The 5,985-nt window shown below is 71.5% G+C and carries 4 protein-coding genes; 2 read left to right on the forward strand and 2 right to left on the reverse strand.

What is annotated here, in order from left to right; all coding sequences use genetic code 11:
- The first annotated feature begins 154 nt into the window (after positions 1-154).
- Positions 155-925, forward strand: a complete 771-nt coding sequence (locus ACFWEG_RS27910) for a response regulator (protein WP_387220584.1) — start codon at positions 155-157, stop codon at positions 923-925.
- 33 nt (positions 926-958) lie between these two features.
- On the opposite strand, the gene ACFWEG_RS27915 is transcribed toward ACFWEG_RS27910, so the two are convergent.
- Both ACFWEG_RS27915 and ACFWEG_RS27920 read right to left on the reverse strand, forming a co-directional pair.
- Positions 959-2,245: a winged helix-turn-helix domain-containing protein gene (locus ACFWEG_RS27915; RefSeq protein ID WP_387220587.1), complete on the reverse strand. Its 1,287-nt coding sequence runs from the start codon at positions 2,243-2,245 to the stop codon at positions 959-961.
- A gap of 43 nt (positions 2,246-2,288) precedes the next feature.
- Positions 2,289-2,861: a GNAT family N-acetyltransferase gene (locus tag ACFWEG_RS27920; RefSeq protein WP_387220590.1), complete on the reverse strand. Its 573-nt coding sequence runs from the start codon at positions 2,859-2,861 to the stop codon at positions 2,289-2,291.
- A 194-nt stretch (positions 2,862-3,055) separates the two neighbouring features.
- On the opposite strand from ACFWEG_RS27920, the gene secA reads away from it, so the two are divergent.
- A complete protein-coding gene (secA, locus tag ACFWEG_RS27925; RefSeq protein ID WP_387220592.1) occupies positions 3,056-5,872 on the forward strand; it encodes a preprotein translocase subunit SecA in 2,817 nt (938 codons plus the stop codon).
- The last annotated feature ends 113 nt before the right edge of the window (positions 5,873-5,985 follow it).

Raw genomic sequence — 5,985 nt, forward strand, 5'->3', positions numbered from 1 at the left:
GGCCCGGACCCTGTGCGGGTGACGTCTGCGCGGAGGCGCACCTCCGCGGCCGCCCGGCATGAAAGCATGACCCCACGGCCCAACCCGCGCTCCGCCCGGTCGCGTTGGCACGGCTTTCCAGGACGACAGGCCTCGGCCGTCAGGGGGAGGAACGATGGCGAACAGCTTCGGTCCGGTGTTCGGCGACCGCGGCGGGCCCGCAGGCGCCCCCGCCGGCGGGTCCGAGGACGCCGGTTACGGGGCAGCCGCGGGGCCCGCGCGGGCGGAGCCGATCCGGGTCCTGGTCGTCGACGACCACGCGCTCTTCCGCCGCGGCCTGGAGATCGTGCTCGTCCACGAGGAGGGCATCGAGGTCGTCGGCGAGGCCGGGGACGGCGCCGAGGCGGTCGACAAGGCGGCCGACCTGCTGCCCGACATCGTGCTGATGGACGTCCGGATGCCGCGGCGCGGCGGGATCGAGGCGTGCACCGCGATCAAGGAGGTGGCGCCGAGCGCGAAGATCATCATGCTGACGATCAGCGACGAGGAGGCCGACCTCTACGACGCGATCAAGGCCGGCGCCACCGGCTACCTGCTCAAGGAGATCTCCACCGACGAGGTGGCGACCGCGATCCGCGCGGTGGCCGACGGGCAGTCGCAGATCAGCCCGTCGATGGCCTCGAAGCTGCTGATCGAGTTCAAGTCGATGATCCAGCGCACCGACGAGCGCCGGCTGGTGCCCGCCCCCCGGTTGACCGACCGGGAGCTGGAGGTGCTCAAGCTGGTGGCCACCGGGATGAACAACCGGGACATCGCCAAGGAGCTGTTCATCTCGGAGAACACGGTGAAGAACCACGTCCGCAACATCCTGGAGAAGCTGCAGCTGCACTCCCGGATGGAGGCCGTGGTCTACGCGATGCGGGAGAAGATCCTCGAGATCGGCTGACGCGGCCGTGCGCGACCCTGCCCCGACGGGCCGTCAGCTCCGCGTCAACGGATGCTCCCTGAGCGCCAGTTCGGTCTCCGCGACGAGCGCGGCGCGCAGCTCCGGAGCGTTGATCCGCTCGACGCGCACCGCCGTGCACCCCACCCAGCTCGCCGCCTCGGCCAGCGCCCGCGCGGTTGGCCCGACGGCCTTGGCCGCGCCGACGCCCCGCGGCGCGCCGGGCGCGGCCGGTGTCTCCGTGCCGAGCGTGACGTGCTTGGCGACCAGCGTGGTCCCGTCGCGCGCCGGGTCCACCCGGCCGACCAGCCGGCCGCCGGACAGCACGGGCATCGCGAAGTAGCCGTGCACCCGCTTCGGTTTGGGCACGTAGGCTTCCAGCCGGTGGGTGAGGCCGAAGACGCGCTCGGTGCGGGCGCGGTCCCAGATCAGCGAGTCGAACGGGGAGAGCAGCGTCGTGCGGTGGCGGCCCCTGGGGGGCGTGGCGAGCGCCCGCGGGTCGGCCCAGGCGGGGCGGCCCCAGCCCTCGACGGTGACCGGGACGAGGCCCGAGTCGGCGATGACGGCGTCCACCTGCTCGTTGCGCAGCCGGTGGTAGTCGGCGATGTCGGCGCGGGTGGCGACGCCGAGGGCCGCGCCGGCGAGCGCGACCAGGCGTCGGACGCACTCGGTGTCGGAGAGGTCGTCGTGCAGCAGCCGGGCGGGGACCGCCCGCTCGGCCAGGTCGTAGACGCGTTTCCAGGAGCGGCGGTCGACGCAGACCACCTCGCCGTACATCAGCGCCCGCTCGACGGCGATCTTGGAGTCGGACCAGTCCCACCACTCGCCCTTGTTCTTCGCGCCGCCGAGCTCGGTGGCGGTCAGCGGTCCCTCGGCGCGCAACTGCTTGACCACCTGGTCGTACGCGCCGTCGGGCAGGTCGTGGTGCCACTGGGGGCGGGCGCGGTAGGCGCGGCGGCGGAAGGCGAAGTGCGGCCACTCCTCGACCGGCAGCACGCACGCGGCGTGCGACCAGTACTCGAAGCCGGCCGGTGCGGGCGCGGCCGGGTCGGGACCGGGCCCCGTCCAGTACGCGTCCTCGACGGTGCGGCGGCCGACGGCACCGAGCCGGGCGTACGGGATCAGCTCGTGGGAGCGGGCGAGGACCGAGATGGTGTCCAGCTGCACCGCGCCGAGGGCGCGCAGGACGCCGCGGACCCCGGCCCTGCGGTCGGGCGCGCCGAGGAGGCCCTGGGCGCGCAGGGCGAGGCGGCGGGCCTCGTCGGCGGACAGGGCCAGGTCGGGAGCCGGCGCGGGTTCGGGCTGCTCGGGCGCGGTGGTCATGGTCGTACCGTAGACGCCGCCACTGACAGTCGGGCCGGGGCCGTCACGCCGGGGCCGCGAGGTACGGGGCCGGGGACGGCAGCCCGAGGTCGGAGGGGAGCAGCGAGCCGACCCAGGCGTCGCGGCGCACGTCCCGGTGGACGAGCGCGGAGCGCAGGGTGCCCTCCAGGGTGAAGCCCGCCTTCAGGGCCACCGCGCGGGACGCGGTGTTGCCCACCTCGGCCCGCCACTCCAGCCGTTCGATCCCGGCCGACTCCAGGGCCCATCGCGAGACCGCGCGGGCGGCCTCCGTCATGAAGCCGTTGCCACGGTGCTCGGCGACGGTCCAGAAGCCCAGCTCGGCGGAGCGCTCGCCGCGGCGCATCACCCCGGTCATCGCCACCAGGGCGCCGCTCGCGGTGTCCAGGACGGAGAACGTGAAGGCGCTGTCGTCGCGCCAGCCGTCCGGCCCGTAGGAGCCGGTGAACCCCTCCGCGTGCTCGCGGAGGTAGGGGGCGGGAACCGTCGTCCAGCGCTGGATCGCGGGGTCCTGGCAGGCGGCGAGGACCGCGTCGGAGTCCTCGGGGCCAACAGGGCGCAGGGTCAGCCGGGGGGTGGTGAGCGTGATCGGTTCCATCGGCCGATTCTGCGCGGTAGCGGGCAGGGCCGCCAAAGGGTTTCCGGGGCCGTGCGGCACCTTCCGAGCCCGCCGTCCGTTGACCACGTGACGGACCTCCCGAGGCGCTGGGGTCCTCGCTTACGATGGGCGTTAATTTTCGTGTCATCCGTCCGTGACCGCGCCAGGCCCGACCGGCAAGGAGAACTGCCCCCGTGTCCGTCCTCTCCAAAATCATGCGTGCAGGCGAAGGCAAGATCCTGCGCAAGCTGCACCGCATCGCGGACCAGGTCAACTCCATCGAAGAGGACTTCGTCAGCCTCTCCGACGCCGAGCTGCGTGCCCTGACCGACGAGTACAAGCAGCGCGTCGCCGACGGCGAGAGCCTCGACGACCTGCTGCCCGAGGCCTTCGCGACCGTCCGCGAGGCCGCCAAGCGCGTTCTCGGCCAGCGCCACTACGACGTCCAGCTGATGGGCGGCGCCGCGCTGCACCTCGGCTACGTCGCCGAGATGAAGACCGGTGAGGGCAAGACCCTCGTCGGCACCCTGCCCGCCTACCTCAACGCGCTGTCCGGCAAGGGCGTCCACCTGATCACGGTGAACGACTACCTGGCCGAGCGCGACTCCGAGATGATGGGCCGCGTCCACAAGTTCCTGGGCCTGGAGGTCGGCTGCATCCTGGCCAACATGACCCCCGCCCAGCGCCGCGCGATGTACGCGTGCGACATCACCTACGGGACGAACAACGAGTTCGGTTTCGACTACCTGCGCGACAACATGGCGTGGTCGAGGGACGAACTGGTGCAGCGCGGGCACAACTTCGCGATCGTCGACGAGGTCGACTCCATCCTCGTCGACGAGGCGCGCACCCCGCTGATCATCTCCGGCCCCGCCGATCAGGCCACCAAGTGGTACGGCGACTTCGCCAAGCTGGTGCGCCGCCTGAGCAAGGGCGAGCCCGCGCAGCCCCTGAAGGGCATCGAGGAGACCGGCGACTACGACGTCGACGAGAAGAAGCGCACCGTCGCCATCCACGAGTCGGGCGTCGCCAAGGTCGAGGACTGGCTGGGCATCGACAACCTCTACGAGTCGGTGAACACCCCCCTCGTCGGCTACCTGAACAACGCCATCAAGGCCAAGGAGCTGTTCAAGAACGACAAGGACTACGTCGTCATCGACGGCGAGGTCATGATCGTCGACGAGCACACCGGCCGCATCCTCGCCGGCCGCCGCTACAACGAGGGCATGCACCAGGCGATCGAGGCGAAGGAGGGGGTGGACATCAAGGACGAGAACCAGACGCTCGCCACGATCACCCTCCAGAACTTCTTCCGCCTCTACGACAAGCTCTCCGGCATGACCGGTACGGCCATGACCGAGGCCGCGGAGTTCCACCAGATCTACAAGCTGGGCGTCGTGCCGATCCCGACCAACCGGCAGATGGTCCGCATCGACCAGTCGGACCTGATCTACCGCACCGAGGTCGCCAAGTTCGACGCGGTCGTCGACGACATCGCGGAGAAGCACGAGAAGGGCCAGCCGATCCTGGTCGGCACCACCTCGGTCGAGAAGTCCGAGTACCTCTCGCAGCAGCTCTCCAAGCGCGGCATCCAGCACGAGGTGCTCAACGCCAAGCAGCACGACCGGGAGGCGACGATCGTCGCCCAGGCCGGCCGCCGCGGGGCCGTCACGGTCGCCACGAACATGGCCGGCCGCGGTACCGACATCAAGCTCGGCGGCAACCCCGACGACCTGGCCGAGGCCGAGCTGCGCCAGCGCGGCCTGGACCCCGACACCGACGTCGAGGCCTGGGCCGAGGCCCTGCCGGCCGCCCTGGAGAAGGCCGAGCGGGCTGTGAAGTCGGAGTTCGAGGAGGTCAAGGAGCTCGGCGGGCTCTACGTCCTCGGCACCGAGCGGCACGAGTCGCGCCGCATCGACAATCAGCTGCGCGGTCGTTCCGGCCGGCAGGGCGACCCGGGCGAGTCGCGCTTCTACCTCTCGCTCGGCGACGACCTGATGCGCCTGTTCAAGGCCCAGATGGTCGAGCGCGTCATGTCGATGGCGAACGTCCCCGACGACGTCCCGATCGAGAACAAGATGGTCACCCGCGCCATCGCCTCCGCGCAGTCCCAGGTCGAGCAGCAGAACTTCGAGACCCGCAAGAACGTCCTGAAGTACGACGAGGTCCTCAACCGCCAGCGCGAGGTCATCTACGGCGAGCGCCGCCGGGTCCTGGAGGGCGAGGACCTGCACGAGCAGGTGCGGCACTTCATGGACGACACGATCGACGCCTACATCCAGGCCGAGACCGTCGAGGGCTTCGCCGAGGAGTGGGACCTGGACCGGCTGTGGAGCGCCTTCAAGCAGCTCTACCCGGTGAAGGTCACCGTCGAGGAGCTGGAGGACGCGGCGGGCGACCGCGCGGGCATCACCTCCGAGTTCATCGCCGAGTCCGTCAAGGACGACATCCACGCGCAGTACGAGGCCCGCGAGGCGCAGCTCGGCCCCGAGGTCATGCGCGAGCTGGAGCGCCGCGTGGTGCTCTCCGTCCTGGACCGCAAGTGGCGCGAGCACCTCTACGAGATGGACTACCTCCAGGAGGGCATCGGCCTGCGGGCGATGGCCCAGAAGGACCCGCTGGTCGAGTACCAGCGCGAGGGCTTCGACATGTTCAACGCCATGATGGAGGGCATCAAGGAGGAGTCCGTCGGCTACCTGTTCAACCTGGAGGTCCAGGTCGAGCAGCAGGTCGAGGAGGTGCCGGTGGAGGACGCGGCGCCGCGGACCTCGCTGGAGAAGGCGGACGCGGTGCCCGCGGGCGCGCGCCCGGAGATCCGCGCCAAGGGCCTCGACGCCCCCTCCCGCCCCGACCGGCTGCACTTCCAGGCGCCGAACGCCGAGGGCGGTGTCGACGAGGGCGACTTCGTCACCGAGGGCGGCCCGACCCGCTCCTCCGCCGACGGCCTGACCCGCGCGGAGCGGCGCAAGGCGCAGCGGGAGAACAAGGGCGGGCGTCGCCGCAGGAAGTGACGGCCGCGGCTCCCGCAGGGGGCCGGTGACCGGGTGAACGGCGGGTTCCGGCGCGTGTCAGCACGCGGCGGGGCCCGCCGTCGCGGGGGGCGCCCCCGCGGCGACGCCCCCCC

Source organism: Streptomyces sp. NPDC060194 (genome assembly GCF_042728285.1).
Taxonomy (GTDB): domain Bacteria; phylum Actinomycetota; class Actinomycetes; order Streptomycetales; family Streptomycetaceae; genus Streptomyces.